Origin of the sequence: Plantactinospora solaniradicis, assembly GCF_042658085.1 — a bacterium.
GTDB lineage: Bacteria > Actinomycetota > Actinomycetes > Mycobacteriales > Micromonosporaceae > Plantactinospora > Plantactinospora solaniradicis.
This window is the reverse complement of the sequence record NZ_JBHSPR010000018.1, coordinates 306,803-333,799: the sequence shown is the minus strand read 5'-3', so window position 1 is coordinate 333,799 and position 26,997 is coordinate 306,803. Positions and strand designations below refer to the sequence as shown.

The window sequence follows — 26,997 nt, the reverse complement described above, 5'->3', positions numbered from 1 at the left end:
CCCGGGTCAGTCGAGGGATGCTCCCGCGGCGACCACCGCGCGCAACTCGCTGACGTCGATCGAGCCGGTCGGCACGTCCTCCTCGACCGGGAAGTACATCCGCTGTACCGCCGCGACGATGGCGTCCACGGTCGCGTCACGGAACCGGGGATCGGTCAGCCGGGCCAGGTCGCTGGGCGAGGTGAGGTAGCCGACGTCCACCCGGACGGCCGGCATCCGGGTCAGCCGGAGCAGTTCCCAGGTCTTCGCGTGGATGTGGCAGTCGCGCAGGCCGGTCCGGGCCACGATCTCCCGCTGGACCAGGCCCGCGAGCCGTTCCCCTACGGTCGAGGTCACGCCGTTGGACGTGCCGTAGTGATAGGTCGCGACGCCGTCCGCCTCCGGGTTGGCGTGCCCGTCGATGTGCAGCGAGATCAGCAGGTCTCCGCCGAGTTCGTTCGCCAGGTCGGCCCGGGTCAGGTCGGTCAGCGGCGCGGCGGGGGCGGGCCCCCGGGTGAGGTGGACCCGCATTCCGGCGGCGGCGAGCCGGCCTTCGAGCCGGGCGGCGAGGTCGTAGGCGAGATCCGCCTCGGTCCAGCGCAGCGGACCGTCCTGGACGACGAATCCCGGGTCGAAGGGATCGTGTCCCGGGTCGATCACGATGACCTTGCCGACCAGGTTCGGGCCGGACTGCCGGAACGCGTCGGACTCGCGTAGCCACTGGGGACGGCCACCGACCACCTTCCGGCCCAGCCGCCGCAGCGCGTTCATGGTCTGCGGCCCGCAGGCACCATCCGGCCCCAGGCCGACCTCGCGTTGGAACTGGGCGACCGCGCGGGACGTACGGGCACCGTAGATGCCGTCCGCCCGCCCGACGTCGTACCCCATCTCCAGCAGGCGCTCCTGGAGCGTCCGGACGTCCTCGCCGATGAGCGGATCGGGAATCGCCTGGTAGAGCGTGCGGGCGCCGAGGCGCCAGCGGGCGGCGTCCAGGGCCCGCCAGGTCTCCGGGCCGACCTGCCCGTCGACACTCAGGCCACGGTCCTGCTGGAAGGTCCGGACCGCGCGCTCGGTCTCCGCCTCGAACTCGTCGGCCCCCGGCGGCCCACCGGCGGGGAGCAGGCTCAGACCGACCAGGACGGCGCGGATCTCGGTCACCGCGGGTCCACGGTCACCACGTCGGATTGGACGCACGGACGACCTCCCTCTGCGTGCCAGTGGCTGGTTGCCCGCCTACGGGGCAGTGCCGGGCCGATCCTGCCGACCGATCCGGTGGACGGCTGGCGTTCCCTCCGCCGGGTTCGGCGGCCGGTCGACAAGGGGCCCGGCCCATGCTGCCGGTCACCCTTGCGAGAAGGAACGCTTCCGGAGCGTACCGTGACGCCTTGTTCCCCGCCCGTCGTTGACGGTACGCGAGGCTGGCTACACCACCGCCGAGCTGCGGAAATGCGCCCCGGGCGGGATGTGGAGCAGGGCTCCCCCCGGCCGGAAGGGGAACGCGCCGAAGAACGACGCGCCGGAGAACGGACGCGCCCGCATCCGAATCTCGGACGCGGGCGCGGAACGAACGCCGGGTCAGCGGCCTTACATCGCCGTTTCGATGAGCTTGATCAGGTCACCCTTGGGGCGGGCGCCGGCGACGGACTGGACCGGCTCGCCACCCTTGAACATGGTGAGAGTCGGCACGGACAGCACCCGGTAGGCCCGGGCGGTCTCGGGGTTCTCGTCGATGTTGAGCTTGACGATCCGGACCTTGTCCCCCAGCTCGCTGGCGATCTCCTCCAGCATCATGTCGACCTTGCGGCACGGTCCGCACCATTCGGCCCAGAAGTCCACCAGCACCGGCGTGTCGGACTGCAGCACGTCACTGGCGAAGTTGGCGTCGGTGACGGCGCTTGTTGCTCCCACTAGACCCTCCTCGGGTATTGCTTACTGCGGTGAGTTCAGTCTTCTTCCAACGTCGCGAGGAACCGCTCCGCGTCGAGCGCGGCGGCACATCCGGTACCCGCTGCGGTGATCGCCTGGCGGTAGGTGTGGTCGACGAGGTCGCCGGCCGCGAAGACGCCCGGCACGTTCGTCCGGGTGGTCGGGGCCTGGACCTTCACGTAGCCTTCCTCGTCCAGCTCCACCTGGCCCCGGAAGAGTTCGCTGCGCGGGTCGTGACCGATCGCCACGAACACCCCGGCGACGTCCAGCGTCTTGGCCTCGCCGGTGTGCGCGTTGCGCAGCCGGACCCCGGAGACCTTGCCGTCGTCGCCGAGCACCTCTTCGACCACGCTGTTCCACTCGACCTGGATCTTGTCGTTGGCCAGGGCGCGGTCGGCCATGATCTTGCTGGCCCGGAACTCGTCGCGGCGGTGGATGATCGTCACCTTGCTGGCGAACTTGGTGAGGAACGTCGCTTCCTCCATCGCCGAGTCGCCGCCGCCGACCACCACGATCTCCTGACCGCGGAAGAAGAAGCCGTCACACGTCGCACAGGAGGACACACCGTGCCCGAGGTACTCCTGCTCGCCCGGCACACCCAGCGGGCGCCACGCGGAACCGGTGGTCAGGATGATCGCCTTCGCCCGGTAAGCCGTCTCGCCGACGTACGCCGTGCTCACCGCGCCGGAGCCGGGAACACCCGTGTCGACCAGCTCGACCCGGGTGACGTCGTCGGTGAGGAACTCGGCACCGAACCGCTCGGCCTGCTTGCGCATCGAGTCCATCAACTCCGGACCCATGATGCCGTCCGCGAAGCCGGGGAAGTTCTCCACCTCGGTGGTGGTCATCAGGGCACCGCCCGACTGCACACCCTCGATGACCAGCGGTTTCAGGTTGGCGCGCGCGGCGTAGACCGCAGCCGTGTAGCCGGCCGGCCCAGAGCCGATGATGATCAGGTTGCGGACCTCGTCCACTGCCGTCTCCCGATGTATGTCTCTGCGCCACCGGCGCCTGGCGCCGACGGCGGTCCGAGCGCCGGCCATGAACTGCACCGGCACCTGCAAGCCTGAACGTCATCGTACGAACCGGGGATTCCCGAGCCGGTCATCCGGTGGGTCATGTCACTGCGTTGGCGAAAGGGCCGACGAGGCGTTGTTTCAGCCTACCCGGGTCTGATATGTGACGTCCGCGCCAGAGGCCGACGTTCCACAGTTCGGCCCGGTGGCCCAGGCCCAGCGGGCTCCGGACTGATCGGTGAAGACGACGACCAGGGCGGCCGTGCCCTGGAACGTGGCGTAGTCCACCAACTCGACCGCGATCGGCCCCTGTGCATGTGCCGCCGCGACCGCGTCCAGGCAGGCGGCCAGCACGGTCCGGTCCGCCAGCCGCTCCAGCCCGGAGACGCTCCGCGCCGGCGTGGCGGTCGCCGCCCCGCCCATCACCGTCGTGGGCGTCTGGGTGAGCCGGTCGGGTACGCCGGCCCGGTCGCTCGGGGTGTTCTGCTTGGTCAAGGCGGAGGCGGTGTCCGGGAGCGAGCTGGGGGTGTAGTCGGTCCCCGTGGTCAGCACCCGCTCGGCGGACGGTTCGGTCACCGCTCGGGGCGGGCCGGAGCCGAGCGTCTGGGGCTGCTCGGCTCCGTTGTCGGCCGAACTCAGCGCGGTACCCGCGGCGGTGTCCTCGGCACCGCCGCCGGTGACGAGACGGCTGACCGCGAACCCGGCGAAGCCGGCCACGACGGTGGCGATCAGGATCGGCCCGGCCATCCGCCGCACCCATTGCCTCCGCCGGCCGGGCCCTCGGGTCCCGTGCGGCGGCGCTGCGCCGCCACCGGCCTGAACCGGCACGCCGGAGCGCCGAGGCCGGCGGACGAGGTGTCCCGAAGCGTCCGGATCGGGCTCGGCCAGGTTGGTCGAGGCCAGGTCGGTCGAGGCCAGGTCGGCCCGGTCGGTCGAGGTGTCGGTCGACCCGGCCGGGGATCCGGGTACGGCTGGCCCGGTGTCGCCGGGCAGCGACGCCCGGGTGATCGCCGAGACGAGCCGCTCGGCCACCACGGGTGGCATCGAGATGGGCTCCGTGGCCCAGCCGGCCAGGTCGAGTCGTACCGCGTCGATGCCGGCGGTCAGGGTCGCGTACGCGTCCGCCCAGGCGGGGTCCTCGTCGATCAGCCGGGCGAGTTCCGCCTCCTCCGGGGTGCCGTCCAGCGCGCCACCGACATAGTCGGCCAGCAGGTCGAGATCGACCTCACTGAACGGGCCCCCGGTCACGATTCCTCCTGGTCCTGGTCGCGCAGGCCGTGGCTCCGGTCCTGCACCTGCCGCCTGTCCGCCCCGAGCCGGCTCGACCCCGATCGGACGCGGTCGCCGGGTCCGGGGTTCCCGCTGGTGACCGACGGCACCCCGGAGCCGGGCGCGGGGCCGCCTCCGGGCTCCGGGCTGCGGCCGGCTCCGTCGGAGCGGAGATGACCGAGGAGTACGGCGAGCCGGGCCCGGCCGCGCGCACAGCGACTCTTCACGGTGCCCTCGGCGACACCGAGGATCTCCGCGACCTCGGCGACCGGATAGCCCTGCAAATCGACCAGGACGAGCGCGGCCCGCTGCTCCATGGGCAGTTCCGCGAGCGCCTGCCGTACGACGAGCGTGGTGTCGTGGTCGGTGGCGGGCGCGGCCGGCTCGACGCCGCCGGCCCAGCGACTGGTGCCGGTCGGCCGGGTGCTGTCCGGCAGCGGCACGGTGGGATGGGCCTGGCGCCGTCGGATCCGGTCCAGACAGGCGTTGACGACGATCCGGTGCAGCCAGGTGGTGACGGCGGCCTCGCCACGGAACCGGGCCGCGGCCCGGTGTGCGGAGAGCAGGGCGTCCTGGAGGGCGTCCGCCGCCTCCTCGCGGTCGGCGCACGTGCGCAGTGCCACCGCCCAGAGCCGGTCGCGGTGCCGGTGGAACAACGCCGCGAACGCGTCCCGGTCACCGTCCACGTGGGCTTGGAGCAGTTCGGCGTCGCTGCGTTCCGCGTCACCGGGGTACGCCGTACCAGCCGGGTACGGCGTACCAGCCGGAGGTTTCGTACCGTCCGCCTGTACCGGAAGGTCGTGCGGTGGCGATGCCGGATGGTCGTCCGGCGCGGCGGCGTCGGACCGGCCGGACGGGGCACCGGCGTCGACATGGTCGACGGCCTGACCTGCCGGCCGGACCGACTCGGTCGACGGCCATGGATCAGCGGACGGCGAGCTGGTCTGGTCGGCGGCGTCGGATCCCAACGCACCGGTCATGGCCGCACGATAACCGAACGGCGCATGTGTTGCCGGAGTGACCGCCCGGTCACCGACTCTGGACCGTGATCTCCTGGACGCCGACCTTGTATCGGCCGGGGTCGACCTCCGGCAGATCGTAGATCCACAACATGAGGTACCGGTACTTCTGGTCCGGCTCGAACGAGCTGAAGGTCATGGTGGAACCGGAACCGTCGGCCTTCTCGATCGGGTTGCCGACCCTCTTGTACGCCTCGACGAGGTCCTTGTCACCGGAGCTGCTGCTCGGAAAGTCCCTGTCTCCCGAGCGCAGCTCGGCGGAGGCGCCACCGTCGGACAGCTGGACCCGCACGTCGGTGACCGCCCGGGGCTCCCGCAGGTCGATCAGAATCCCCATGCCGGGCTTCTTGTTACCGAACTTGGAGTCGCTCTTGTAGGACTCGGTCTCCCACGCCTCGTTGGGGTCGCCGTCCACGACCTTCTCCACGCCGTCCAACTCGCTACGGGTGCCGCCCGGGTCGATGACCCGCACCTGATCGCCCTTGATGGCGACCTTCTGCGGCTTCGTGGTCGGCGGATCCGGGTCGCCCGCGGCGGCGGGCTGGGTGGTGGCGTCGGGGGTCGGCGTCGACCCTGCGTGGTCGTCGGCCGGATCCCCGCCGACCAGCGCGTTGATGCCGAGCAGCAGGCCGACCAGCGCGACCACCAGCAGCGCGGCCACGCCGATCAGCATCCTCCGGCCACCGGTCGCCGGCAGGTCGGGGCCAGCCTCGTCACCGGAGGTGAAGCGCAGCGGGCCGCTGTCGAGGTACTGCTCCTCGGCGGCGGCGTCCAGCCGGCCCAACTCCGCGGCCAGTACGTCGGAGGACGGCACCGGAAGCTGGGAGTCGAGCAGGTCCATGGTGAGGTCGTCGAGGTACGCGGGTACGCCGGCGCGGACCTGTCGGGGCGCCGCGATGGTGCCGCTGGCGTCGCGCACGGCGTCCGGCAGGGCCGTGCGGGCCCGCCGGCCGGAGCCACTGGTCAGGGACGCCTCGGCGTGCGGCCAGTGGCCGGTGAGCGCGTAGTAGAGGACGCCGCCGACCGCGCGTACGTCGGTCTCGGGAGTGTCCGCGCCGTCGGTGCGGGCGTCGGCCAGCACGACCCGGCCGTCGTCGCCGACCATCACGGTGCCGGGGTGCAGGTTGCCGTGCACCATGCCGGTGGCGTGGATTGCTGAGATCGCACCGGCGATGGCGTGGGCGATGCTGGTGGCCCGGGCCGGGTCGAGGACGCCGTCGGCGACCAGTTCGCGTAACGAGTGCCCGTCCACCCACTCGCGGACGACGTACGCCCGGTCCTCCTCGTCGATCGCGTCGTAGACCCCGACGAGGTTGGGATGGATCACCCGGCTGGCGGCCACGGCGGCCTGGAGCATCTCCTTCGCGGAGTCGCCGCCGGGGTAGCGCAGCACGACGGCCACGGGCCGGCGCAGGATCACGTCCACACCGCGCCACACCTGGCGGCCGGCGCTGTCGTCGTTGATGTGGTCCGCAAGTTCGTACCGCTCGGCCAGGATCTCACCGACGGCGGGCGCACCGAAGGTCATCACAGACGGAGCTACCTCGTCCGCCTCCTGACCTTCGCCGACCTGGGTCACCCGTCCTCCCTCGGTGGTCGTGTCGATCGATGGACCCGTGCTGCTGGGCATCTGGCTTTCCCGCTCCGCCTTCGAAGGAATCGGACGGCCACCGGCTCTCCTAGCCTAGGCGCTAGCCGCACCCGTCGAGAGCGACCTTACCTGGGTCTGACTAATCCCCGACACGTCATCTTCCGGCCGTAGGCCGACCGGCTGCCGGAAGTGTCGGGAAGCGCGCCGGATCGCCCGCTGTGGTCCACCTGATGGCTCGTGCGTTTAGCAATCTATAGGTTAATTTCAACAGTTTGCTACCGGGTCGGTGTGCCGGCCCGCCGTCAGTCCCGGCACCCTCGTCGTCCGGAGTTCCGCCGTGCACCCGGCACCTTCCCCCGCGCGCCGGAAGTATGCCGGATCGAGCGGGGGAAGGGTATCCGGGCCTACCAGCAATGGGTTGACGCCGAGTGAGTCGATCCTGACCCGGCGTTATCCACAGGCGATTCACCTTGCTGCGGCCCAGATAGGACGAGTTATCCACAACCGCTTCCCCAGGTACGCCCGGCGGCCTGACCGACCCCTTTCATCGGCCGAGTCGGCGCCGGACCATGGTGACCACGTCCGTTATCTCCCGGATCCGCAGCAGCAGCGCCAGCCCGAGGTACGTCCCACCGATCACCGCACCGCCGACCGCCACCTCGACGAACGCCAGCCACCGGTTCGACGCGGCCTCGCCGGGCAGCAGCACCATCACGAGCAGCCCGACCAGGGTGGCGCCGAGGGCGGCGATCAGGACCCGGCCGAAGGTCCGCAGGATCGCGGCGACTCCGATCTGGCCGATCCGGGGGCGCAGGAACCAGGCGGAGATCACCGCCGCCGCGATGTACGAGACGGCGTTCCCGATCATCATCCCGGCGGCCAGGAACGACGTGGAGAGGGCGGCGAAGACGATCACCTGGAGCAGCACCCGTACCGCCACCACCGGCACGTTGATCAGTGCCGGCATCCGGGTGTCGGGCATCGCCCAGAACGCGAAGGTGAAGAGTTGGCTGACCGCGAACGGGATCAGGGCCAGCGCGGCGACCACCAGCACCGGCGAGGTGGAACCGGACTCACCTCGGGCGGCTCCGTAGTCGAACAACGCCACCGCGATCGGGTCGGCGAGTACGGCGTAACAGACGGCGATCGGAGCCAGCACCGCCGTCACGGTCCGGGTGCCCCGGCTGAGGTCGGCGGCCATGTCCTCGTACCGGCCGTCGGCGGCGGCGGCGCTCATCCTCGGCAACAGCGCGGTGATGATCGAGACCGCGATGATGCCGTGCGCCATCATCAGCAGCAGGAAGACGTTGTTGTAGACCAGCGGGCCGGCGGACTTGCCCTTCACCTCGTTGAGCAGGTTGAAGAGCACGATCAGGCCGAACGAGTTGACCGCGACGTAGCAGAACATCCAGCCGCCGAGCCGGCCCAGTTCGCGCAGCCCGAGCGCCCGGAAGTCGAATCGCCAACGCCAGCGGAACCCGACCTTGCGTAGCGCCGGCAGCAGTCCGGCGGTCTGGATCGCGATCCCGAGCAGGGTGCCCCCGCCGAGCACCAGGATCCGCCCGGCACTCATCTGATCCGGCTGCACCAGCGTGGCGCCGTACAACCCGATGTAGAGGCCGCAGGTGGCGATCACCACCACGTTGTTCAGGATCGGCGCCCACATCGGGGCGGCGAAGTGCCCCCGGGTGTTGAGGATCGCGGTGAGCAGGGCGCTGACCCCGGAGAAGAAGAGGATCGGCAACAGCAGGTAGGACAGGCCGGTGACCAGGTCCTGGTAGTCGCTGTCCTGCCGGCCGGCGTAGATCACGGTCAGCCACGGTGCCGCGACCAGCGCCAGCAGCACGGCGCCGGCGAGGGTGAGCACCGCCAGGCTGAGCAGCCGTTGGGTGTACGCCTGGCCACCGTCCGGATCAGCCTTGCGGCGGCGGACCAGCACCGGCACCAGCACGCTGGTCAGGATGCCGCCGAGCAGGAACTCGTAGACCATTCCGGGGATGATCTGTGCCGTCGTGTAGGCGTTGCCGACCGCGAACGTACCCAGGGTCGCGGTGATCATCAGTTGCCGGAGAAAGCCCGTACCTCGGCTCACCAGGCTGCCGGCCGCCATGATCGCGCTGTTGCCGGCGGCGCTGCCGCCGGGCTCGGGCGGCGGGTTGGTGCCCTCGATGGCCGGGGTGGTCGAGATCAGCATCGCCCCGTCCGCGGGCGGCGGGACTCCCTCCGGCATGGCATTCGCGCTGCGGTACAGCCCGCCAGCCATGACAGCCTCCCAAGGGGTACGGCGGGCAGGGCACCCGCCGGCACTGTTGGAACCTTAGTCAACCCGGTCGAGGTGTCGCTGGGCCGCGTCGCTCCCGGCCGGTGTGCCCGCCGCCACGCAGCGCTGACCGGCCCGCTAGGCTGGCGATCCCATGTCCGAAACATCCGCCCCGAACGCTGACCGTTCCCCGCCGTCACGCACCAGGTCGCCCGGTCCCGGCGCGGCCGCCCCGACCGGTTCCCGGTCCGGCGGACCGGAGTCGACCCCGCCGCCCGGCCCGGACGGCGCGGCCCCGGTCGTCGCGGGGGCGGTGTCCGCAGGATCGGCGCCCCGAATGACCCGGTTGACCACCGCCCAGCGCAACGCCGTCGCGGAGCTGCTGCGGGTGTCGCCCGTCGCCGACGAGCTGGGCCGCAGGTTCGCCTCCGCCGGTCACGAACTGCACCTTGTCGGCGGTTCGGTCCGGGACGCGCTGCTCGGCCGGCTCGGCGAGGACCTGGACTTCGCGACCGACGCACATCCGGACGAGACGCTGCGGCTGCTGAAGGGTTGGGCCGAGGCGACCTGGGAGACAGGGCGCGAGTTCGGCACGATCGGCGCGCAGCGCGACGGACTGCGCCTGGAAATCACCACCTACCGGGCCGAGTCGTACGACCAGGTGAGCCGGAACCCGGTCGTCGAGTACGGCACCAGCCTGTCCGACGACCTGCGGCGGCGGGACTTCACCATCAACGCGATGGCGGTCAGCCTGCCCGGTCACGAGTTCACCGACCCGCACGGCGGGCTCGACGACCTGGCCGACCGGGTGATCCGGACTCCGGGTACCCCCGAACAGTCGTTCGGCGACGACCCGCTGCGGATGCTCCGGGCCGCCCGGTTCGCCGCGCAGCTCCGGTTCGCCGTGCACCCACCGGTCCGGGCCGCGATGCGGGCGATGGCGACGGACCTGGACCGGATCACCGCCGAGCGGATCCGGGACGAGTTCACGAAGCTGCTCTGCGGGGCGGACCCGATCACCGGACTGCGGTTGCTGGTCGACACCGGCCTCGCCGACCGGTTCCTGCCGGAACTGTCCGGGCTGAAGCTGGAGATCGACGAGCACGCCCAGCACAAGGACGTCTACGAGCACACCCTGATCGTGGTGAGCAACGCCGTCGGGCTGGAGGAGGACGGCTGCGACTTCGTGCTGCGGATGGCCGCGCTCATGCACGACGTGGGCAAGCCGGCCACCAAGGCGGTCGGCTCGGACGGCCGGGTCAGCTTCCACCACCACGAGGTGGTCGGGGCCCGGCTGACCAAGCAGCGGATGAAGGCGCTGCGCTACCCCAAGGACGTGATCGGCCAGGTGGTCGGGCTGGTCGGGCTGCATCTGCGGTTCTACGGGTACGGCCGGGGCGAGTGGACCGACTCCGCGGTCCGGCGCTACGTCACCGACGCCGGTGACCTGCTGCCCCGGCTGCACAAGTTGACCCGGTCCGACTGCACCACCCGGAACCGTCGCAAGGCCGCCGCGCTGGCCGCCGACTACGACGCCCTGGAGGACCGGATCGCTCGGCTGGCCGCGGAGGAGGACCTGGCCCGGGTACGCCCCGACCTCGACGGCAACGCGATCATGGAACTGCTCGGCGTACCGCCGGGGCCGCTCGTCGGTCAGGCCTGGCGGCACCTGAAGGAGCAGCGCCTCGAACGCGGGCCGCTGACCCGGGACGAGGCGGAGGCCGAGCTGCTGCGCTGGGCCCGCGACCAGGGCATCACCGGGTAACGGCGCCGCCGGTGGTGCCGCCCCGGCGGATGTTCACCGCAGTTCGGACCGGGCTGTCGGGGCGAGCCGCAGCTGCCGGGTGTCGGATACGGACCACGCCGCGAGTCCGGGGAGGACCACCTCCCGCCAACGGCGGGACCCGGCCAGCCGGCGCTGGTGGTCGAGGAGCCGGGCCGGATCGGTGAATCTGGCGAACCAGGCGAAGACGTGTACGCCGTCCCGGACCGGCAGTGCGGGGTACGTGTTCTCGGCGTACTCGGTCTGGAGGCAGGCCAGCGGTGCGCCGCCGGTCTCGACCAGCACCGGTCGGACCTCCCGGTGGAAGTGCTCCACGAACGACCGGTCGACCGGGATCGTCCGGTGCCACAGCGTCGCCAGCACGACGGACTCCGGGCGCTCGTGCTCGCCGACCGGTGGACGTACGGCGGCCGGCACCGGAAAGCCGCCGTCCGGGTGCACCGGCCGGAGCAGGAGTACGTCGTCAGAGTCGATCATCGTGGCGTTGGCCCGGTCCCGGTGCTGCCGCCAGACCGGGCCACCGTAGAAGCGGTGCAGCGCCTCGGCCCGCCGGTCCGGATCGGGGAACCCGCGGAGCCAGACGAACCGGTTCGGGTCGTCCAGGTCGTGGAACTGCCCGACGACCGCCATCCCGGCCGCCTCCTGTGGTTCGACGAACTCCCGATCGAAGAGCTCGACGAGCACGTCGCGCCTGCCGTCGTGCAGGGTGTACTGCCGGAGTTCGACGATCGGGTGGCGTACGCCGTCGTTCATGTCTGTGCCTGCTCCAATGTGTCGCGCAGTACCTGGGCGATCGAGGTGCGGGTGAGTTCCCGACGGAGGACCTCGGCGACGTCGCCGTAGATCTGTCCCAGCACGGGCCGGACGCCCCGGCCGACCGGGCACTCCAGGCTGGGTTCGGTGTGGTGCAGCGCGAAGAGCGGATCCCGCTCGACCGCCTCGTACACGTCGAACAGGGTGATCCGCTCCGGCGCGCGGGCGAGGCTCCAGCCCGCGCCCGCGCCGCGTCGGACCTCCACCAGGCCCGCCCGGTGCAGGTCGCCGAGGCTGCGCCGGATGACCACCGGGTTGGTGTTGACGCTCGCCGCGACCTCCTCGGAGGTCAGCACGGCCTGCCCGCGTCGGTGTGCCAGGGCGAGCCAGGCCAGCGCGTGGGTGGCGATCGTGAGCCTGCTGTTCGCTGCCACCGCACTCCTCTCCAGCAACGGTCCGCTTGATGTAACAGCTTTGGTTACATCAAGCGGACCGTCAAGCTCGGGTCATCGACCGCCCGAAATCTCCGCTACCGTTCCCGATGGCGGGCAACGGCCGGGGAGGTGACCGTGGCGGTCTCGGGTGGGCCGGGCGGCCGGTCCTTCCTGGTGCCGATGGTGGCGTTGGCGTCGACGCTGCTCGGGTTGGTGGTCGCGATCGTGGTCGTACTCGTCCTCCGGCACGGTCCGGACGGCGGCCCGGACGGGACCGGAGCGCCGCCGTCCGCCGGATCGGGCTCGTCCACCGCCACCGCCACCGTGGCCGCCGGACCCGGCGGCGGCGCCGACTGTCTGGTCGGGACCTGGCGGGTCACCTCGCACAGCGAGCAGGTCGACGTACCCGGCGTCGGTCGGTTGAGCTTCACCGGCGGGGCCGGCTCCGGGCTCTCGCTCAGCGCCGAGGGGACCGGGATCGCCGACTACGGCACCGGCACCGTCTACCGGAGCGGGTACGCGGGACAGGACGTCGTCCTGGAACTGCGCGGTACGGTCAGCTACCGCTACGTACTCGCCGGTGACCGGATCGAGCTGCGGGACGTACGGTCCGATGCCGACGTCCGGCTCCGGGTCGGTGACGGTACGCCGGGGCCGTGGCAGGATTTCACCGCCTCCACCGAACCGTCCAGCTACGCCTGCGCGGGGAACTCGTTGACGCAGAAGTCTCTGGTCTTCGCCACGTCGTACGTCCGGTCAGGCTGACCACCACCCGGCCGCATCCCCTACCGGCGCCGGTCGACGCGGGGCAGAGCCACAAGTACACCGGCCGGGGGTCGGGCTCCGGCCGGACGACCGGCGGCCCGGTACCGGAGTACGAACTCCGGGTACCGGGCCGCAGATGTCGAAAGGACGGTCAGTTCTTCGGTTCGACCGACTTGCCGCCGTTGGTCAGCGTGCCGTCGACGACCTGGTCGTCACCGATCCGCGCCGCGCCGAGCCGGGCGAGCAGCCCGGTGAGGTCGACACCGGTCAGGTCGCTGCCGAGCTGCAACCCCTGCGCGACGTTGGACGCGACCGACTTGGTCAGCGACGAGGCGCCGTCGGTGGAGATCACCGTGATCTTGTCGATCGCGCTCACCGGCGCGCTCGCCGCCTCGACCACCTTCGGCAGCACCTTGACCAGCAGGTCGAGCACGGCCGCCTCGCCGTACGTCGCGAACGCCTCGGCCTTGCGGGACATCGCCTCGGCCTCGGCCTGACCCTTGGCCAGGATCGCCGCGGCCTCGGCCTGACCCTCACGCTCGACGGCATCGGCGATGGCGGTACGACGCCGCTGCTCGGCCTCACCCTCCTTGGCACCCTCGATCGCGTTGGCCTCGGCCAGCGCCGCCCGGCGGGCCCGCTCGCCCTCACCGGTCAGCCGGGACTGCTCGGCGACGGCCTGGGCGGCGGCGATGGTGGACTGCCGCTGGGCGTCGGCGTGCAGCACCGCCGCGTTGCGGGCCGCCTCGGCCTCCTGCTCCACCTTGTACCGCGCGGCGTCCGCCGGCTTGCGGACCTCCGTGTCGAGCTGCCGCTGCTTGAGCTCGGCGTTGCGCTCGGCGACCTTCTGCTGCTCGGAGAGGATGGCCTGGTCCCGCTCGGCCTGGGCGAGCGGGCCGGCGGCGGCCGACTTGGCCTTCGCCGCGTCGATCTCGGCCTGGATGCCGGCCTGCTTCAGCGCCAGGTTCCGGTTCGCCTCGGCGATGGCCTCCTCGGCGAGCAGCCGCTCCGTCTCGGCACCCTGGCGGGCCCGCGCCTCGGCGATCGCCGCGTCCTTGAGGACCCGGGCCGCCTCCGGCCGTCCCAGGTCCTGGAGGTAGGAGCCCTCGGCCAGGATGTCCTGGAGCTGGAACGTGTCGAGCACCAAACCCTGGTTGGTCATGGAGTGCTCGGCCTCCTCGGCCACCGCGCTGGCGAACGCCGCCCGGTCCCGGATGATCTCCTCGACGGTCAGCCGGCCGACGATCGAGCGCAGCGCACCGGCCAGCACCTCACGGGTGAAGCTCTCGATCTCGTTCTGCTGGTGCAGGAACCGCTGGGCGGCGGCCCGGATCGCGTCCTCGGTCCCGCCGACCTTGACGATCGCGACGCCGTGCAGTTCGGCCCGGATGCCCTGCTTGCTGACCGCGCCCTTGATGCTGACATCGATGCGCCGGCTGGACAGGTCGAGCGACTGCAACTTCTGCACCACCGGCAGTACGAAGACCGACGCCCCGAGCACGACCTTCTGCCCCGACATGTCGGTGGACCGGGTGCCGTCGGCCGTCTGGGTGGTACGCCCCTTGCGGCCGGTGACGATGAACGCCTCGTTGGGGCCGGCAACCTTGATCCGGGACAGCACGAACATGATGAGGATGAGAACGAAGAGCACTGCTCCGCCGATGGCGACGAGAATCAGCATGACACCGTCCATTTCGGATCTGGGGTGGGCGTGGTGACGGAGGGGGAATCGCGGGAGGGGGCCGACAGAGGTCAGTAGGTCTCGACCAGGACGCTGGTCTCGCTCAACGCCTCGACGACGAAGATCTGGGCGCCGATCGCGATCGGCCGTTCCGACTTCGCGTTGAGTTTCAGCGGCTGGCCGCTGACGCGTACCCGCACCTCGCCGTAGCCGCCGTTGGGGATGGGGGTGACCACCACCCCGAGCGACCCGACCAGGTCGTTGCGGGTGGGGGTGGCGTCGGTGTGCATGTTGCGGGCCGCCCGGGAAAGCCGCGTCGCGAGCCAGCCGGCGGGCACCGCCGCCATCGCGCCGATGCCACCGGCGGCGGCGAGCTGGCCGAAGCTACGGGCGTTCAGCAGTTCACAGGCGATGGCCCCGCCGAAGCCGAGTACGGCGGCGAATCCGGCGATCGCCTCCAGGCTGATCGGGCCCTCGATGTTCGGGTTGCCGAGGTGGGCGAGTTCCGTGCCGAGCAAGGCGAGCAGGAGCAGCGCGACGCCGGAACCGCCGATGATGAGGAAGATCAGAGTCCCCGTTGCCACGACCTGAAAGGTAGCTGACAGAGGCAACTCGGCGAGCCGGGCTCGGACGCCGGCCGGTGGGTAGCGGATCGGGGCCTGGTCACCGCACACCCACCCCGGCCGGACGTCCGTGCGACAGTATCCGCTCGCGATACCGAATGGGTGGAAAACTTACTTCGTCCGGCGTTGTGCGTACCGGATCGTTACTTGCCGATCACCGTGGCGCGACCAGGATGTCGGTTCCGGCAAGCTCCCCCGGCAGTGCGGCCCGACCGACCTCGGCGCCCTTCCGGTCGACGAGCACCGCCGCGACGTCGACCGAACCGCCGGAGTTGAGAACCCGGTCCAGATAGAGCAGCCGGTCAGCACTGATCCAGGTGACGTCGGCCGACGGCATCTGCTGCACCACCGCTCCCTTGTCGACCAGGACGAGCTGCGCCGCCTTCTGCCCCGCGACCACCACCATGCGACCGTCCGGGGACCAGGCCGACGGACCGGAGACGTCGCCTCGGACCGGTAGGAACCGGGTGGGTGTGCCGTCGAAGACGGAGAAGAGTTGCAACCCTTGGCGCAGGTGCGGTTCGGACTCCGAGCGGGGAGCGGCGGGATCGGTCATCGGCAACGCCACCTCCTTGCTGCCCGGCACCCAGGTGAAGCGGCACAGGTCCGTGCACTCGTACTTCTCGGACGGCACCGGAAACTGGTGGAAGGAATCGTCCGCGACGGTCAGCACACCGAACGAGAAATCTCCTGTGCTTCCCTCCATCAGTGTCATCAACAGTCTGGACCCGTCCGGCGACCACTGTGGAGTGAGGATCTGCCCGGCGGTCCGGATCCACCTGACCCTGCCGGTGGGGATGTCGAGCAGTCCGGTCTCGCCGGGCCGGGTGGCCTGACGTACCGCCGCCAGCCTGCCCCGTGGCGCGGCCCAGACCGACGAGAATTCCTTGGCGGTGTCGACGTAGTGGCCACGGCTGCGGTCGTACGCCCAGTTGCTGACCGGGGTGCCGGTGGTGGTCGCGCCGACCACGATCCACCCGCCGGGCAGCTTCAGCGGAGCGCTCTCCCAGTCGCGCCATTCCGTCGGCTCGGGCCCTGGACTCGCGGTCGAGGCCGGGCCGGCGGTGGTGGCGGACGCGGCCGGCGGTCCGGCGATCGGATAGGCCGGAGGTTCCGGGTCCGGCCGCAGCAGGACGTACGGCGCCGCGATGGCCGCGACGGCGACGAACGCGGCGGCGACCGCGCCCGCCTGACGGCGTCGCCGGATCCGCCGACCACGGCTCACCGCGACGGTAACCAGGTCCGGCGACTGGTGCGGGTCGCCCGCCAGATCGTGTACGGCCCCGCGCAGCAGCCGCTCCGCGTTCCTCTCACTCATCGGATCGCCTCCTCCCGGTCCGTCATCTCGGCGAACTCCGGCACCAACTGGCGCAGTTTGGTCAGCGCCCGGGACGCCTGGCTCGCCACCGTGCCCGGCCGGCAACCCAGCGCGGCCGCGGTCTGTTCGACCGTCTGGTCCTCCAGATATCGGAGCACCAGCACGGCCCGTTGCCGGGGCGGCAGCATCAGCAGTGCGTCCCGGAGCATCATCCGGACCGCCGTCTCGTGGTCGTGCTGGGTTTCGGCGGCCGGTGGTTCCGGCACCTCGGCGTGCGGCACCTCCGGGCGCCGGCCCCGCCGCCGCCAGGCCGAGACCTGGTCGTGGTAGAGGATCTGCCGGACGTACGGCTCGGCGTCGCCCCGGATCCGTGGCCATCGGGCGTACGCCTTGGCGAGGGCGTTCTGGAGCAGGTCCTCGGCGGCGTACCGGTCACCGGCGAGCGCCTGGGCGACGCGCAGCAGCACGTCGCCCCGCTCGTGGACAAATGCGGTGAACTCGCTCTCGGACGTCCGACCCACAGCACACCTCCCGTTCCCTCAGACGCCGAGGAACCGGGAAAGTTTGCCTCGGTCAGAAGATCGTTTGACCAGGCGTTCCACCGGGATCGGACGGTGCGACGATAGCCGGGGTCGGCTCGGGTACCGGCGGCGAGTCAGGATCGCCCGTAGCCCTGGCCCGGACGAAGGCGCTCGCGGCGGGCAGGGCCAGCAGGAGCAGGGCGGCGAGCAGCAGCAGCGGTACCGCGACTCCCGACGCCAGCGCGACGGGATCGTGCCAGCCCGGCAGTTCGAGGTGGGCGAGCCGGCTCAACTCCCTGGACTCGGCCGTCGGCCCGCCGGCGAAGACGACGTCCCGTACGAGTCCGGCGGCGGTCCAGAGGACGAGGGGTCCGCCGAGTACCCAGGTGAAGACCCGGGCGGCCCGCTTCCCGTGCAGGTTGACCACGGCCAGTACGACGAGTGCCACCGCGAAGGCCAGCCCGAACAGCAGCAACACGCCTCGGGCGATGGAGACGAACCCCACGAAGCCGTCGGTGCCCGGGTGCATCGCGTCGTACGCCGACCGGTAGGCCCGGTACTCCCGCTCGGCGAGGATGACCGAGACGGACTGGGCGACGGCGACGACCAGAAGCAGCGCGGTGGAAACGATGACGACGCGCGGTCGGGTGCCCCGGTCCGGCATGCTCGCTCCCCAACTCGTCATGGTGAAAGTATCGTGCGCGTCGCTCAGACGGTGGGACCGTACCGGGGCTCACCCCTGTGCCGGAGCGGGCGCGAACGGGGGACGAGATGCGTCGGGAGTTCGCCGACCGGGAGCGGCTGGCCGCCGTCGTACGGGCCGGATTCGGCTCCGCACGGCGGATCGACACCGTGACCCGACTACGGGGCGGTACGAAGAAGGGCGTCTACCGGCTGACCCTCGACGACCGGTCCACGGTCGTCGCGTACGTCTGGAGCCCCGAGGAGAACTTCTGGCCGGCGGGGCGCAGGACCGAAGGTGACCCGCTGGACGACCCGTTCTCGGACGCCTCCGGCAGCGAGTTGTTCGAAGCCGCCAGGACCGCGCTCGCCGCCGCCGGGGTGCGTACCCCGGAAGTGCTGTTGCTCGACCGGAGCCGGGACCGGTACCCGGCGGACATCGCGTTGGTCGAGGATCTTCCAGGACCGAACCTGGAACAGCGGCTGGCCGACGAGCCGACGGTGGCCGCGCGCACGGTCGCCCGGTTGGGCGAGGTCCTCACCGCGATGCACCACCAGCGGGAGACCCGGTTCGGCAAGGTCGCCGCCGTCGCCCGGCTCTCCGATCCGACACCCGAACAGCGGTCGCCGGTGCGGTTGGTGCTGGACCGGACGTTGTCCGATCTCGCCGAGGCGGCCGGTCGCGACGAGCGCATCGCACGGGACCGGGACCGACTGACCGAGGTCGCTCATCGGTTGGCGGAGGCTGTCGCTCCGCGCCCGACGTACGGGTTGATCCACGGCGAGCTCGGACCCGACCACGTACTGGTGGACGGCGACGGGGAGCCGGTGCTCATCGACATCGAGGGGATGATGTTCCTCGACATCGAGTGGGAGCACGTCTTCCTGCGGATGCGCTTCGGCGAGCACTACCACCTGCTCCACCCCGCCGACGAACTCGACGAGCGGCGGATGCGGTTCTACCAGCTCGCCCACCACCTGTCGCTGATCGCCGGCCCGCTACGCCTGCTCGACGGCGACTTTCCCGACCGCGTCCTCATGCTGGAGATCGCGGCCTACCACACCGAACGCGTCCTGAGGATGTAAGGATGAGGATGTAAGGAAGGGCCCCTTCTTATCGTTTTCTGTAGAAGAAGGGCCCCCTCCTAACACCTCTCCTCAGCGCGGGGCGCGGTCGAGCGCGGCGACCTCACGTACGGCGTTGGCGATGGCCGGGGAGTCCTTCTTCAGGATCGCGCCGTGGTTGCTGGGGACCTTCGCGCTGATTTTGATGTTCGGGTTGCGGGCGGTCACCGCACCGAGGCTGGCGCGGATCCGTTCCTGCTCGTCACCCTTGCTTCCGAGGGACGTTCCCGAAGCGACCACGTACCGCGCCGGGACGCTGATGTTGTCCAGCACGGGGCCCAACTCGCGCTCGCGGGCGAGCACGCCGACCTCGATGTTGCTGTCCGCCATCTGTTCGGCATTCATCCGTGGGGTCAGGCCGGTCGGGCGCAGCAGCGGCATGAACCAGTTCAACCGCTTGAACGTCTTCCGGATCCGCTGCTCCATGGCCTCGTCGAGCCAGTCGTACGGCTGCGCGCCGTCGACCAGGACCGCGCCCACGGTACGGTCCGGATTCCGGCTGGCCCAGTGGGCCGCGACGAACGCTCCGTAGGACCAGCCCACCACCAGCGCCCGGTCCACACCCCTGGTGGCGAGAACGACATCGACGTCCCGCACGGCGGCCTCGAAGGAATAGTCCGCCGAACGCTTCGATTTGCCGCGCGCACGCTCGTCGTAGGTGATGTGCCGCCACCCCGTCCCCAGTTCGGCGATGACCCGCCGCCAGTACCCCTGGGTGGCGAACTGGCCATTGAGGTAGACCACGGGGATACCGGGACCGCCGGTGTCGGTGACGGCCAGGGCCGTGTCGTCAACCGGCACCATGCCGGTCCACGCCGAACTGGTCGAGGATGCGCTGTTCCTCGTCATGTCATCCTCCTGGTCGCGTTGGACTCTTGTGTGACTTCTCCCGGCTCTGCACGTGGATCGCAGGCCGCTGGGCCCGACCGGCTGTCTGCCGGTTCGTCGCCGTCTTCAGAGGCTGCTGGCGGTGATGTCGCCGTATTCGGTGGTCGCGTGGATGCTCAGGCCGGCTGCGGCGCCTTCGGTGTTCTTCAGCGCGTTGTCGATCCGGCCGTGGCCGGTGCCGGCGTTTAGGGAGGCGGAAACGCCCTGGGCGGCGCCGACCGTCACGTTGCCCATCTGGGTGTGCAGCACGACCGCGCCGGAGGTGGCCTCGGCGATGTGGATGTCGCCCTTCTGGGTCTTGATCTCTGCGGGGCCGGTGAGGCGGCCGACCGCGACGTCACCGTAGGCGGCCATGCGTACGCTCGCGGCCTCATCGATCTTGACCGCGCCGTGCGCGCCCTCGAAGGCGACGTCGCCGAGCCGTCCGACGCCCCGGAACTCGGCGGCGGCCGCCTTCCCGTCGATCCGGGAACCGGCGGGCAGCTGGATGGTCACCTCGACGGATCCGGACGGGCCGAGGATCTGGTTCTTCCCCACCGGGGTCGTGATCCGCAGGACGCCGTCGCCGAACTCGACCGTGGTCTGCTCGGCCGCCTTCACGTCGCGGCCCTTGTCGGCGGTGGCCGGCCGGACCTCGACGGTGGTGTCGGCCCGGTCGGCGGCGATGACCTGGATGCGCCCGGCGGGGATGTCCAGGACGGCGGAGATCGCGGCGGGGGTGTCGAACTTCTGCATCATGCTCTCCTCGTGCGTTCGTCGTTTCTGACACCGGAAACGCTACGTTGCGTTCGCAGATTCAGCAACTATCTCGTTGCGTACAACTCACGTTAGAGCAGGTAGAGAGCTAGTTTTCGTTGCAACTAGCGTAGATCTAACGCAATGGCAGCCGTCTGGCCCGTTGCATCTGGCGGTGGGTGAACGCTACGCTGGCGGCATCAGGGAAGCTCGAAGGGAGATCGCGGTGCCGGGAGGCAGACTCAGCCAGCAGGAACGTCAGCAGATCGCGCTGGGGCTGGCTGACGGCCTCGCCTACGCCGAGATCGCCCGACGTCTCGACCGCCCCACCTCGACGATCACGCGTGAGGTGATGCGCAACGGCGGCCCCACCACCTACCGCGCCGACCTGGCCCACCGCGCCACCGAACGCCGCGCCCACCGGCGCAGGCAGACCCCGCCCCGAGGGCAGGGGGCGCCGGCGCAGGGTTACGGGCGCGACGACGAGGCCGTGCACGAGTACGAGGAGGCGTTCACCACCCTCCTGATGCAACAGGGCCTGCCCAGGATGATGGCTCGGGTGCTGACCTGCCTCTTCATCGCCGATGCGGGCAGCCTCACCGCGTCCGAACTCGCCCAGCACCTCCGGGTCAGTCCGGCGTCCGTCTCCAAGGCGATCGCGTTCCTCGAAGACCAGGGCCTCATCCGTCGGCAACGTGACGAACGCCGCCGCGAGCGCTACTTCGTCGACGACGACGTCTGGTACCAGTCGACGATCGCCAGCGCCCGCGGTGTCGCCCAGGTCGCCGAGATCGCACGGCAGGGAGTCGGCGTTCTCGGCCCCGGCACCCCGTCCGCCGCCCGCCTGGAGAACATCGCCCGCTTCAGCGACTTCATCAGCGAGAGCATCCTCCGCGCCGCGGAACAGGTCCGCGAAGTCCTCTACACGAAACCCGAAGCGCTCTCAGGCGGCACTGCCACGCCAGGTCCGGAACGCGGATAGGCAGCCGTCTCGATTCCCGGCAACCCGCTCAGAGGGATCCTCGACGCCGGTTTCCGGTGGCGGGTCGGCCCCGGGATCGGCAGGATCGGGGCATGACATCCGAACCGCACCGGCGGGCGATCGGCGCACTGCGGGCCGTGGCGCTGGACGCCCCGGACATCGACCTCCTGGCCACGTTCTACGAGCAGCTCGCCGGCTGGCGGCGCGTCCCCGGCGCCGAAGATGACTGGATCACACTCGAGTCGGGTGACGGCTGGCGGATCGGCCTGCAACGGTCCACCGACCACGTACCGCCGCACTGGCCGGACCAGCACCGTCCGCAGCAGGCGCATCTCGACTTCCGGGTACCGGACATCGACGCGGCGGCGGAACGCGCCCAGCAGCTCGGCGCCAGGCTGCTGCGCCGCAACGAACGGTGGCACACCCTGGCCGACCCGGCCGGCCACCCGTTCGACCTGTGCGTCAACCCGGACGATCCACGGACCACCCTGATGGGCGTCATGCTCGACTGCCCCGACGCGAAGGAGCTGAGCCACTTCTACGCGGAGTTGCTCGGCAAGCCGGTGACGTACGAGGCGGACGGGATCGCCATGATCGGCGAGGAGGGCGCGCAGCCGGTGCTGTTCCAGCAGGTGGAGCAGTACACCGCGCCGCGTTGGCCGGATCCGGCGTACCCGCAGCAGATCCACCTCGACGTGATCGTCCAGGACGTGGACGCGGCCGAACGGGCCGCCCTCGACATCGGTGCCACCCGGCTGGACGGCGCGGGCCCGGACTGGCGCGTCTACGCCGATCCGGCCGGCAAGCCATTCTGTCTGGTCTGGACGGTCTGATCAGGGCTGATCAGGGCTGATCAGGGCTGTTCTGCCAGCTTCGACGCGTAGGTGTCCGTCGCATCGATATCGACAACCGCCTGTCGAGCAGCCGGCTCGTCGCCTCGCTCGCGGAGCAGACGCACGAGCATGTAGAGGGCGTACCTGTCTCCGTGCCGGGCGCGGTGCCGCAGGTCGCCGTCACGGTCTTGCTCGTACCGGAACCGATCCAGCCGGCGCCGCGGATGAACGTCCGTTTCAGCCCGCGCGGCCAACTCTTCGACCCGACCCGCCTTCGCGAGCAGGTCCATGTGCCGCAGATGCGCGTCGTGCCGGAGATGGTCGTGGCTATAGCACTCCCCGAACTCGCTGACTGCGGAGATCTCGGCATCCCACTCGCCGTTGTCCTTCGCCGTGCGTACGGCGTTCCGATCGGCCAGGCCGTCAGTACCACGATCCTCAGAGGGTCGAGCCGCGCTCAAGGGGTCGGCGTGAGGCCGTCGTGCTTGAGCGCGGCGAGGAAGCTGGCCCAGTCGGGACCGGCATAGACGAGTACGTGGCCAGCGCGGTTCTTGCTGTCAGCGGCGCTTGCCGCTTCGACATACCCGGCGCCAGCCGGAGTCTGCATGCAGGCCACATCCGGATACGGCTCAGCCATCCGATAGAGGTCGACCTGACCGTCCGACCTGCTCGACCTCTGGCACGGCATCCTGCTGGTCGATCCGGCCTCCCGTCCGGACTGCCCGCCCACGTCCCCTCCCGGCACCAAGCTGCCCAACGTGGACGATTAGCCGGCGGTTATGTCCGCTATCTATGGTCGCCGAGAGGACCCTTCCCTCGCTCGACTCGTCTACAGCCGTCCGGCGCGTTTCAAGGTCAGTACGGCACCCACTGTCGCGTAGCCACGCCATTCCAGCGTCGCGGCCGGCGAGCAACTGGCGAAGTCGACCGTCCAGCCCCCGTCGTCCTGCTGTTGCGTGGCCAACCTGTCCAGTTCGGCGTCCATCACGCCGGCACCCAGCAGTGCGCTCGCCGGGCTACCGGGCACCGACGCGAAATTGAGCGCGCGCATCGTCTCGCCCTCGCTGCCGCCCTGGACCGGAACCAGGCCGGTGTCCGGCACGAACTGGGCGAGTCGCGCCAGTAGTGGCGGCGCCGCCGGATACCGCTCGTACGCGGCGTCCAGAAAGCGGACCGCGAACGACAGCGCGATCGCGTGCGGCGCCGAGTCCAGCGCGCCGATGGCATCGAAGCAGTACCGACTGGCGCGTGCCAGCCAGGGATGCGCCGCGACAGCGGGGTCGTGCGCGGCGACCCGCAATGCGACACCTGCGGCAAAGGCGGTGCTCTGCAGCGCCGAGACAGTGGGGTCGGCCTCGGTCCAGAAGGGCGCGCTGGCACTGGCGTCGGCTACCGGCAGTGCGAACGGCAGGCCGCCGTCCGGCAGCGTCACCGAGTCCAACCAGTCGCACAACTCGATCGCGCGCGGAGTGGTTGCCGGCGCGATGTCCTCGAACACCTCGAAGGCATGCAGCGCGCCACCCGGCTGGCTTTCCGGTGCGCGCAGGTCGGGTTCCAGTCCCCAGCCGTAACCGCCGTCACCATTGCGGTAGCCATCCAACGCGGCGAGCACGGCGGCCGGCTCCGTTTCTCCCCGGAGCAACTCAAAGCGGCGCCGGTCGAGCAGCCGGCCATGGCCGGCGAGGAACGATGCGGCACGCGACAGGTCAACGCTCATGGTCTAAAGGATGGCGAACCTCGCGGAGCGGGTCTTGAACAAATCGGACCTCCGCCGAACCGGACGACCCCCGCACCGTCCTGCGGTGCGGGGGGTCTCCGGAGTTCTACGTTCGGTAAGCCTCTTCGCGGCGATGTCCGGCAGAACCGGCCAGAACCGAGCAGAACATGCCAGAAACAGTCAGACCCCGGCTGGTACCCGCTCCGGCGCCGTGTCCGGCTCGGTCGCCAGGTGCCGGCGCAGCCGCTCGCCCTCGATGTCGACGTTCGGCAGGATCTTCGACAGCCAGCCGGGCAGCCACCACGCGCTCCGGCCCAGCAGCGAGATGACCGCCGGGACGATCGTCATCCGGACCACGAACGCGTCGATCGCCACCCCGATGGCGAGGGCGAAGCCCATCGACTTGATCACCGGATCGTCGAGCAGGATGAAGCCGGCGAAGACCGAGGTCATGATGAGTGCGGCGGCGGTCACCACCCGGCCACCGTGACCCATGCCGTTGATGGTGGCCTGGGTCGGGGTGTCGCCGTGTACGAAGTCCTCGCGCATCCGCGACACCAGGAAGACCTCGTAGTCCATCGCCAGCCCGAACAGGATGCCGATCAGCAGGATCGGCAGGAAGCTGACCAGCGGGCCCGGGGTGTCCAGTCCGACCAGGCTGCTCAGGTGGCCCTGCTGGAACACCAGCACGGTGAGCCCGAACGTGGCGCCGACGGTGAGCAGGAAGCCCAGCGCCGCCTTCAGTGGCACCAGCAGGGACCGGAAGACCAGCATCAGCAGTAGTACGGAGAGGCCGACGACGAGCAGCAGGTACCACGGCATCGCGTCGGAGAGCTTCTCGGACACGTCGATGCCGACCGCCGTCTGACCGGTGAGGGCGACGCCCGCGCCGTCCGTACCGTCGACGGGTCCGACCTTCTCCCGGATCTCGTGTACCAGGCTCTCGGTCGCCGGGTCGGTCGGGCCGGTCGTCGGGATGACCGCCAGCAGGGCGGTCAACTGGTCGCGGCTCAGGTTCGGCGGGCTGACCGCGAGCAGGTTCTCGGTGCCTTGCAGCGCCGCCGTGACCTCCTGGGCGGCGGACGCGGTCCGCGCCGCCGAGTCGCTCGACACGACCAGCGCGAGGCGGTTGTTGAATCCGGGTCCGAAGCCGGTGGTGATCAGGTCGGCGGCCTCACGCGCCGGGGTGCCCTCCGGGCTGCTGCCGGCGTCCGGCAGCGCCACCCGCATGTCGGCGGCCGGGATGGCGAGGGCACCGAGGCCGAGCACGGCGACCAGGATCAGCGGTACGCGCAACCGGATGACGAGCCGGGCCCAGCGGAACCCGAAGCCCTCGGCCCGGCCCGGCTGTGTCACCGCCGGAGCGGCGCCAGGTTCGGTGTCGGAATCGGCGCCGGTCACGGTGCTGCGCAGCCGGCGCGGCAGGATGCGCCGGCCGGCGAAGCCGAGCAGCGCGGGAAGCAGCGTCAACGCGACGAGTACGGCGACCGCGACGGTTCCGGCGGCGGCCAGCCCCATGATGGTCAGGAACGGGATGTTGACCACGGCCAGTCCGGCCAGCGCGATGACGACGGTGACCCCGGCGAACAGCACTGCCGAACCGGCGGTGCCGATCGCCCGGCCGGTCGCCTCTTCGGGGGCCAGCCCCTCCAGCAGGTTCTGCCGGTACCGCGAGGTGATGAAGAGCGAGTAGTCGATCCCGACCGCCAGGCCGAGCATCAGCGCGAGTACCGGTGCGGTGCTGGTCAGCCCGATGGTGCTGCTCAGCGCGTACAGGCCGGCCATGCCCGCGCCGACCCCGATCAGCGCGTTGAGCATCGTCATTCCGGCCGCGACCAGTGAACCCAACGTCACGACCAGCACCACCAGGGCGATCACCACGCCGATCGCCTCGGTGCCGCCGACCTCGGGGACGCTGGACATCACCTCGCCGCCGTGCTCCACCCGTAGGCCCGCCGCCGTCGCGGCCGAACCACTTTCCTCGTACGCGTGCCGCTGCTCTTCGGTGATGTCGTCGCCCTGCGCGGCGAACTGCACCTGGATCAGCGCGTACCGGCGGTCCTGCGACACGGCTCCGCTGGCGAACGGGTCGAGTGCACCCACCGCCCCGGGCAGCGTCGAAGCCTCGCGTACGAGGTCGGCCACCACCGCCTGCCGGTCCGGCGCGGTGAGCTGCTGGCCCTCGGGCGCGGCCACCACGATGGTGCCGGTCGCGCCGCTCGCCTCGGGAAACTCCCGCTGCAGTGCGTCGATCGCGTGTTGGGACTCGGTGCCGGGGATGGAGAAGTTCGTCGACGTGGGGCCCATGAAGGCCACCGCCGCCCCGCCGAGCGCGGCCAGCAGGACGAGCCAGATGACCACCACGAGCCGGCGGCGCCGGAACGAGGCCCGGCCGAGTCGGTAGAGGAGGGTCGCCATTGTCGGTTCCTTTGGTCGAGGGGTGAGGCGTTTCCGGGCTTTTCAGGGGTGGGTGGATCGGGTTCGGGAGGTCACGGTTCGGGAGGTCACGGTTCGGAGGTCATGGTTCCGGCTTCCGGGGAGGCGTCGGGTAGCAGTGCACGTCGGGCCACCCGGATCAGGGCCGGGCGGAGTTCCGTGGCGTTGTCCTCGGTGTGGTCGATGGCGATCGCGGCGATTCCGCCGAGCATCACCTCGGCGGCGATCCGGGCCGCCGGGTCCGTCGACCGCCCGGCGAAGGTGTCGATCAGGCGCGCGGTGACGGGTTGCAGGCTCGCGAACGCGGGCTGTTCGAGCAGGTGCGGAAGGTCGTCGTAGATGAGCGCGATCTCCCGGCGGTACGCGAGCACCAGGTCGACGAAGCCCTCGATGGCGGTCTCCTGGGCGGCGGCGTCGTCGAGACCGGCGAGCCGGGTGTCGAGGTCGACCAGGTCCCGCGCGGCGGGCGCGACCAGCGCCAGGAGGATGGCTTCCTTGCTGTCGAAGTGATAGAGCAGGGTGGCCTTCGAGCAGCCCACCTCGACCGCGATGTCGTGCAGGGACGTCCCCTTGAAGCCCACCCGGCCGAACTGCCGGGCGGCCACGATCAGGATGTCGTCCCGGGTCCTGCTACGCGACATCGCCCCATCACCTCCGGCCCC

General features: G+C 70.7%; 25 protein-coding genes and 1 pseudogene. 5 read left to right on the top strand and 21 right to left on the bottom strand.

The genetic code is table 11. The features are described 5' to 3' along the window. Positions 1–6 precede the first annotated feature (6 nt). From ACFP2T_RS23270 to murJ, 7 genes and pseudogenes are all read right to left on the bottom strand, one after another. Positions 7–1,173 (bottom strand): N-acetylmuramoyl-L-alanine amidase, encoded by a 1,167-nt coding sequence (locus tag ACFP2T_RS23270; RefSeq protein ID WP_377424918.1) that lies wholly within the window; start codon positions 1,171–1,173, stop codon positions 7–9. Positions 1,174–1,563: 390 nt separating this feature from the next. Further along, complete coding sequence (gene trxA / locus ACFP2T_RS23265) at positions 1,564–1,887, bottom strand: thioredoxin (protein WP_192766185.1); 324 nt, start codon at positions 1,885–1,887, stop codon at positions 1,564–1,566. A gap of 35 nt (positions 1,888–1,922) precedes the next feature. After that, positions 1,923–2,879, bottom strand: a complete 957-nt coding sequence (gene trxB, locus ACFP2T_RS23260) for a thioredoxin-disulfide reductase (protein WP_377424917.1) — start codon at positions 2,877–2,879, stop codon at positions 1,923–1,925. Positions 2,880–3,062: 183 nt separating this feature from the next. After that, the gene (locus tag ACFP2T_RS23255; protein WP_377424916.1) at positions 3,063–4,169 is read right to left on the bottom strand and encodes a hypothetical protein; all 1,107 of its coding nucleotides are present in this window, start codon (positions 4,167–4,169) and stop codon (positions 3,063–3,065) included. Beyond that, a pseudogene (sigM, locus tag ACFP2T_RS23250) lies at positions 4,166–4,939 on the bottom strand (RNA polymerase sigma factor SigM); the annotation flags it as partial. The gene ACFP2T_RS23255 and the pseudogene sigM, both read right to left, overlap by 4 nt. Positions 4,940–5,219: 280 nt before the next feature. After that, the gene (locus tag ACFP2T_RS23245) at positions 5,220–6,839 is read right to left on the bottom strand and encodes a protein kinase family protein (RefSeq protein WP_377424915.1); all 1,620 of its coding nucleotides are present in this window, start codon (positions 6,837–6,839) and stop codon (positions 5,220–5,222) included. Between the two features lie 505 nt (positions 6,840–7,344). Then, positions 7,345–9,063, bottom strand: coding sequence for a murein biosynthesis integral membrane protein MurJ (gene murJ, locus ACFP2T_RS23240; RefSeq protein ID WP_377424913.1), 1,719 nt, complete (start codon positions 9,061–9,063; stop codon positions 7,345–7,347). Positions 9,064–9,397: 334 nt separating this feature from the next. Between murJ and ACFP2T_RS23235 the strand changes: the two genes are divergently transcribed. Next, positions 9,398–10,825 (top strand): CCA tRNA nucleotidyltransferase, encoded by a 1,428-nt coding sequence (locus ACFP2T_RS23235; RefSeq protein WP_377424912.1) that lies wholly within the window; start codon positions 9,398–9,400, stop codon positions 10,823–10,825. 33 nt (positions 10,826–10,858) lie between these two features. On the opposite strand, the gene ACFP2T_RS23230 is transcribed toward ACFP2T_RS23235, so the two are convergent. Then, positions 10,859–11,596, bottom strand: a complete 738-nt coding sequence (locus ACFP2T_RS23230) for an NIPSNAP family protein (RefSeq protein ID WP_377424911.1) — start codon at positions 11,594–11,596, stop codon at positions 10,859–10,861. After that, the gene (locus ACFP2T_RS23225; RefSeq protein WP_377424910.1) at positions 11,593–12,030 is read right to left on the bottom strand and encodes an Rrf2 family transcriptional regulator; all 438 of its coding nucleotides are present in this window, start codon (positions 12,028–12,030) and stop codon (positions 11,593–11,595) included. The genes ACFP2T_RS23230 and ACFP2T_RS23225 overlap by 4 nt, the downstream gene beginning before the upstream one ends. Positions 12,031–12,165: 135 nt before the next feature. On the opposite strand from ACFP2T_RS23225, the gene ACFP2T_RS23220 reads away from it, so the two are divergent. Next, positions 12,166–12,795, top strand: a complete 630-nt coding sequence (locus tag ACFP2T_RS23220) for a hypothetical protein (protein ID WP_377424909.1) — start codon at positions 12,166–12,168, stop codon at positions 12,793–12,795. Between the two features lie 151 nt (positions 12,796–12,946). On the opposite strand, the gene ACFP2T_RS23215 is transcribed toward ACFP2T_RS23220, so the two are convergent. The 5 genes from ACFP2T_RS23215 to ACFP2T_RS23195 all read right to left on the bottom strand — a co-directional run bounded on the left by ACFP2T_RS23215 (position 12,947) and on the right by ACFP2T_RS23195 (position 17,623). Then, positions 12,947–14,476 (bottom strand): flotillin family protein, encoded by a 1,530-nt coding sequence (locus ACFP2T_RS23215; protein ID WP_377424907.1) that lies wholly within the window; start codon positions 14,474–14,476, stop codon positions 12,947–12,949. A 71-nt stretch (positions 14,477–14,547) separates the two neighbouring features. Beyond that, the gene (locus ACFP2T_RS23210) at positions 14,548–15,060 is read right to left on the bottom strand and encodes a hypothetical protein (protein WP_377424905.1); all 513 of its coding nucleotides are present in this window, start codon (positions 15,058–15,060) and stop codon (positions 14,548–14,550) included. Between the two features lie 193 nt (positions 15,061–15,253). After that, positions 15,254–16,417 (bottom strand): hypothetical protein, encoded by a 1,164-nt coding sequence (locus ACFP2T_RS23205; RefSeq protein ID WP_377424904.1) that lies wholly within the window; start codon positions 16,415–16,417, stop codon positions 15,254–15,256. Continuing rightward, complete coding sequence (locus ACFP2T_RS23200) at positions 16,414–16,938, bottom strand: SigE family RNA polymerase sigma factor (protein ID WP_377424903.1); 525 nt, start codon at positions 16,936–16,938, stop codon at positions 16,414–16,416. Before ACFP2T_RS23200 ends, ACFP2T_RS23205 begins: the two co-directional genes overlap by 4 nt. Positions 16,939–16,990: 52 nt before the next feature. Continuing rightward, complete coding sequence (locus ACFP2T_RS23195; protein ID WP_377424901.1) at positions 16,991–17,623, bottom strand: hypothetical protein; 633 nt, start codon at positions 17,621–17,623, stop codon at positions 16,991–16,993. 86 nt (positions 17,624–17,709) lie between these two features. On the opposite strand from ACFP2T_RS23195, the gene ACFP2T_RS23190 reads away from it, so the two are divergent. Next, a complete protein-coding gene (locus tag ACFP2T_RS23190; RefSeq protein WP_377424900.1) occupies positions 17,710–18,705 on the top strand; it encodes a phosphotransferase family protein in 996 nt (331 codons plus the stop codon). Positions 18,706–18,777: 72 nt separating this feature from the next. Here the strand turns inward: ACFP2T_RS23190 and ACFP2T_RS23185 are convergent, their stop codons facing one another. Beyond that, a complete protein-coding gene (locus ACFP2T_RS23185) occupies positions 18,778–19,593 on the bottom strand; it encodes an alpha/beta fold hydrolase (RefSeq protein ID WP_377424899.1) in 816 nt (271 codons plus the stop codon). 105 nt (positions 19,594–19,698) lie between these two features. Then, positions 19,699–20,367 carry a DUF4097 family beta strand repeat-containing protein gene (locus tag ACFP2T_RS23180; protein WP_377424898.1) on the bottom strand — a complete coding sequence of 223 codons (669 nt, stop codon included), beginning with the start codon at positions 20,365–20,367 and terminating at the stop codon, positions 19,699–19,701. Positions 20,368–20,593: 226 nt separating this feature from the next. Between ACFP2T_RS23180 and ACFP2T_RS23175 the strand changes: the two genes are divergently transcribed. Further along, the gene (locus ACFP2T_RS23175; protein WP_377424897.1) at positions 20,594–21,349 is read left to right on the top strand and encodes a GbsR/MarR family transcriptional regulator; all 756 of its coding nucleotides are present in this window, start codon (positions 20,594–20,596) and stop codon (positions 21,347–21,349) included. A 92-nt stretch (positions 21,350–21,441) separates the two neighbouring features. Beyond that, complete coding sequence (locus tag ACFP2T_RS23170; protein WP_377424895.1) at positions 21,442–22,182, top strand: VOC family protein; 741 nt, start codon at positions 21,442–21,444, stop codon at positions 22,180–22,182. Between the two features lie 20 nt (positions 22,183–22,202). Here the strand turns inward: ACFP2T_RS23170 and ACFP2T_RS23165 are convergent, their stop codons facing one another. From ACFP2T_RS23165 to ACFP2T_RS23145, 5 genes are all read right to left on the bottom strand, one after another. Then, complete coding sequence (locus ACFP2T_RS23165; protein ID WP_377424894.1) at positions 22,203–22,643, bottom strand: hypothetical protein; 441 nt, start codon at positions 22,641–22,643, stop codon at positions 22,203–22,205. Then, a complete protein-coding gene (locus tag ACFP2T_RS23160) occupies positions 22,640–22,819 on the bottom strand; it encodes a DUF397 domain-containing protein (RefSeq protein WP_377424892.1) in 180 nt (59 codons plus the stop codon). Before ACFP2T_RS23160 ends, ACFP2T_RS23165 begins: the two co-directional genes overlap by 4 nt. 192 nt (positions 22,820–23,011) lie before the next feature. Then, a complete protein-coding gene (locus ACFP2T_RS23155; protein ID WP_377424891.1) occupies positions 23,012–23,899 on the bottom strand; it encodes a hypothetical protein in 888 nt (295 codons plus the stop codon). 180 nt (positions 23,900–24,079) lie between these two features. Further along, positions 24,080–26,317, bottom strand: a complete 2,238-nt coding sequence (locus ACFP2T_RS23150) for an MMPL family transporter (RefSeq protein ID WP_377424889.1) — start codon at positions 26,315–26,317, stop codon at positions 24,080–24,082. A gap of 86 nt (positions 26,318–26,403) precedes the next feature. Further along, positions 26,404–26,976, bottom strand: coding sequence for a TetR/AcrR family transcriptional regulator (locus ACFP2T_RS23145; protein ID WP_377424887.1), 573 nt, complete (start codon positions 26,974–26,976; stop codon positions 26,404–26,406). Positions 26,977–26,997: the final 21 nt, after the last annotated feature.

Excerpts from the sequence above, each read along its gene's own strand:
- ACFP2T_RS23230 (WP_377424911.1), bottom strand. The coding sequence starts at position 11,596 with ATGAACGACGGCGTACGCCACCCGATCGTCGAACTCCGGCAGTACACC.
- ACFP2T_RS23150 (WP_377424889.1), bottom strand. The coding sequence starts at position 26,317 with ATGGCGACCCTCCTCTACCGACTCGGCCGGGCCTCGTTCCGGCGCCGC.
- ACFP2T_RS23195 (WP_377424901.1), bottom strand. The coding sequence starts at position 17,623 with ATGACGAGTTGGGGAGCGAGCATGCCGGACCGGGGCACCCGACCGCGC.
- ACFP2T_RS23205 (WP_377424904.1), bottom strand. The coding sequence starts at position 16,417 with ATGAGTGAGAGGAACGCGGAGCGGCTGCTGCGCGGGGCCGTACACGAT.
- ACFP2T_RS23180 (WP_377424898.1), bottom strand. The coding sequence starts at position 20,367 with ATGCAGAAGTTCGACACCCCCGCCGCGATCTCCGCCGTCCTGGACATC.
- ACFP2T_RS23185 (WP_377424899.1), bottom strand. The coding sequence starts at position 19,593 with ATGACGAGGAACAGCGCATCCTCGACCAGTTCGGCGTGGACCGGCATG.
- ACFP2T_RS23155 (WP_377424891.1), bottom strand. The coding sequence starts at position 23,899 with ATGAGCGTTGACCTGTCGCGTGCCGCATCGTTCCTCGCCGGCCATGGC.
- ACFP2T_RS23245 (WP_377424915.1), bottom strand. The coding sequence starts at position 6,839 with ATGCCCAGCAGCACGGGTCCATCGATCGACACGACCACCGAGGGAGGA.
- ACFP2T_RS23145 (WP_377424887.1), bottom strand. The coding sequence starts at position 26,976 with ATGTCGCGTAGCAGGACCCGGGACGACATCCTGATCGTGGCCGCCCGG.
- ACFP2T_RS23170 (WP_377424895.1), top strand. The coding sequence starts at position 21,442 with ATGACATCCGAACCGCACCGGCGGGCGATCGGCGCACTGCGGGCCGTG.
- ACFP2T_RS23160 (WP_377424892.1), bottom strand. The coding sequence starts at position 22,819 with ATGGCTGAGCCGTATCCGGATGTGGCCTGCATGCAGACTCCGGCTGGC.
- ACFP2T_RS23235 (WP_377424912.1), top strand. The coding sequence starts at position 9,398 with ATGACCCGGTTGACCACCGCCCAGCGCAACGCCGTCGCGGAGCTGCTG.
- ACFP2T_RS23190 (WP_377424900.1), top strand. The coding sequence starts at position 17,710 with ATGCGTCGGGAGTTCGCCGACCGGGAGCGGCTGGCCGCCGTCGTACGG.
- ACFP2T_RS23215 (WP_377424907.1), bottom strand. The coding sequence starts at position 14,476 with ATGCTGATTCTCGTCGCCATCGGCGGAGCAGTGCTCTTCGTTCTCATC.
- murJ (WP_377424913.1), bottom strand. The coding sequence starts at position 9,063 with ATGGCTGGCGGGCTGTACCGCAGCGCGAATGCCATGCCGGAGGGAGTC.